Origin of the sequence: Kitasatospora sp. NPDC059722 (assembly GCF_042733235.1) — a bacterium.
Lineage (GTDB): Bacteria > Actinomycetota > Actinomycetes > Streptomycetales > Streptomycetaceae > Kitasatospora.
The window spans coordinates 1-1,422 of sequence record NZ_JBHWGD010000291.1 but is presented as its reverse complement, the minus strand read 5'-3'; the positions used below and the strand labels follow the sequence as shown (position 1 = coordinate 1,422).

Sequence of the window (1,422 nt, the reverse complement as noted above, 5' to 3'; positions counted from 1 at the left end):
CGGGCGCGCGGCCGGTCTGGTCGCGGTGGACCCCGCCCGCGACGCTGCCGACGTACAGGACGTGACCGCCGGGGCGGACGACCACGTTGCCGGGCATCGAGGCGGGGTACTCGACGGCCGACGTGAACGCCCGCTGCGCGGTGGCGAAGGAGAGCACGCGGCCGTTCCCGAGGTGGCCGACCGTCTGCGCGCCGGACTGCGACACGTACAGGGTGGCCCCGTCCGGGCTCAGCGCGATCCCGGCGGGCCAGCCGACGCTCCCGCCGGACGGGCGCGGCTGGTCGGGGAGCACGGTCGTGCCGAGCAGGGACATCGACCGGACGTCGATCACGCTCAGGGTGAGGTAGTCGAGCACGTACAGCCTGGAGCCGTCCGCGCTGAGCGCGGTGAACACCATCCAGCGGTTGGGCCCGAGCGCGAGCCCGCCGGCGGTGGCGCCGGTGCGGGTGTCGACGGTCTTCAGGACGAGGCCACCCTGCGCGGTCGCGGTCACGACGTACGCGGTCGCGCCGTCCGGACTCACCACCGGGGCGGCCACCTCGTTGCCGACCGCGATCACCGCCTCCGCTCCGGACACCGGCCCGGCCGCCTCCGCGGCGCCGCTCGTCAACGCCAGGACCGCTCCGGCGGCGGCCAGTGCGACGCAGGTGCGCGCCGCGGCCAAGGCCTTGATGGACATGGGTCCCCCCTCCTCGGCACCGCACGGTGCGGTGCGGTGGGCAGACTAACGGGGGCGGCTGACCAGGGCATGACCGCACGCGCCTGCGGCCCGGGGTGCCGACGGCTTTCGGACAGACGGAAGGGCTCGACGATCAGCCCCTGCACCGGTGGCACTGGTCCGAACGGTCGTGCGCCGCAGCCCACATGACGACCAGGCAGAACGCACCGCCGGTGCCGAGGAGCCCGGGTACGAGCAGTTCCGCCCAGCCGAGGGTGTCGGTGCCCATCACCTGGCCGGGGTCGGCCGGGTCGTAGACCACGGCGACCGTGCCGCCGACCCCGCCGCTGACGTTCCTCGTCCAGATGTCGGCCGGGGCCCGCGGGGCCGGGGCGAAGTGGATCAGGTAGCCGGTGGAGCGCTTCTCCGTGCGCATCTCGGCGATGGTGGCGGTGGTGTGCACGCCGTGCCGTTCGAGGGAGACGTACTGCCGTTCCATCCGCACGACGGAGGCCAGCATGCCGACGCCCAGCACGGCCGTGAGGCCGATCGTCCACCACGTGCCGTGGCTCCGCCGCTGCCACCACCGCAGGCGTCGCCGGTGCACCCGCTGCCTCGGTGTCCTCCCCCGCATGCCGGTGATCATCCCACGTGGGCGCGGGGCGGCGGGAGGGCTCGGAGTGGGGGGTTGGGGGGGTGGTGGCTGCGTCCCCCGCCCGCGCGGCGGGGCGCGACCGCGGGCCCCCCCGGCGCCCCCTCGCGGC

At 75.5% G+C, this 1,422-nt stretch carries 2 protein-coding genes; both read right to left on the bottom strand.

Translation table 11 applies throughout. The features are described 5' to 3' along the window. Positions 1-679 (bottom strand): YncE family protein (locus ACFV4F_RS43380; RefSeq protein WP_380511576.1); only part of this gene is annotated, 679 nt, incomplete at its 3' end. A gap of 133 nt (positions 680-812) precedes the next feature. Further along, positions 813-1,292 carry a hypothetical protein gene (locus ACFV4F_RS43375; RefSeq protein ID WP_380511573.1) on the bottom strand — a complete coding sequence of 160 codons (480 nt, stop codon included), beginning with the start codon at positions 1,290-1,292 and terminating at the stop codon, positions 813-815. Positions 1,293-1,422: the final 130 nt, after the last annotated feature.

Bases quoted from the DNA above. Each gene is read 5' to 3' on its own strand.
- ACFV4F_RS43375 (WP_380511573.1), bottom strand. From the start codon at position 1,292: ATGCGGGGGAGGACACCGAGGCAGCGGGTGCACCGGCGACGCCTGCGG.